At 47.4% G+C, this 797-nt stretch carries 2 tRNA genes and 2 rRNA genes; all 4 read right to left on the bottom strand.

Annotated elements, in window-relative coordinates:
- Positions 1–252, bottom strand: a 23S ribosomal RNA gene (locus tag G5168_RS20920); the annotation flags it as partial.
- A 240-nt stretch (positions 253–492) separates the two neighbouring features.
- A tRNA-Ala gene (locus G5168_RS20915) sits at positions 493–568 on the bottom strand.
- Between the two features lie 16 nt (positions 569–584).
- Positions 585–661 (bottom strand) — tRNA-Ile (locus tag G5168_RS20910).
- A 72-nt stretch (positions 662–733) separates the two neighbouring features.
- A 16S ribosomal RNA gene (locus G5168_RS20905) occupies positions 734–797 on the bottom strand; the annotation flags it as partial.

The following is a 797-nucleotide window of genomic DNA, read 5'->3' as shown; positions in this document are numbered from 1 at the left end:
TCGCCGCTACTGAGGGAATCTCGGTTGATTTCTTTTCCTCGGGGTACTTAGATGTTTCAGTTCTCCCGGTTCGCCTCTGTTACCTATGTATTCAGTAACAGATACCCGAGTTATCTCGGGTGGGTTTCCCCATTCGGAAATCCGTGAGTCGTAATGTCTCTTACCGACTGCTCACGGCTTATCGCAGGTTAGTACGTCCTTCATCGCCTCTGACTGCCAAGGCATCCACCATGTACGCTTAGTCACTTAACCATACAACCCCAAGAAGTGTCGGTGAAACCGGCACAGCTTGTTGTCGTACAACAAGGACCAAATAAAATTTGGTTTTCGCCAAGAAGTTTCCAAAGCACTTGTAACAAATGTTTGAGAACTACTTTTTAAATCAGCTTTCCAGATTGTTAAAGAGCAAACTTCATAAAGAAGTCAAAGACATAGACTGAACATATCGTTCAATTCATGGCTTTTGCTTCTCGCAAAATTCAGTACAGATTATGGTGGAGCTATGCGGGATCGAACCGCAGACCTCCTGCGTGCAAAGCAGGCGCTCTCCCAGCTGAGCTATAGCCCCATAATCGGGAACGAAGTGGTGGGTCTGAGTGGACTCGAACCACCGACCTCACCCTTATCAGGGGTGCGCTCTAACCACCTGAGCTACAGACCCACTTCGTGTACTGTCTCTAAACTTGAATCAAGGCAATCTGTGTGAACACTCAACAACTTCGACATCTTAAGGTAAGGAGGTGATCCAACCCCAGGTTCCCCTAGGGTTACCTTGTTACGACTTCACCCCAGTCATG

Source organism: Aeromonas sp. 600724, from assembly GCF_049175135.1.
Lineage (GTDB): Bacteria > Pseudomonadota > Gammaproteobacteria > Enterobacterales > Aeromonadaceae > Aeromonas > Aeromonas veronii_A.
Note: the sequence above shows the minus strand (reverse complement) of the source record. Positions and strands in the feature narration are given on the sequence as shown.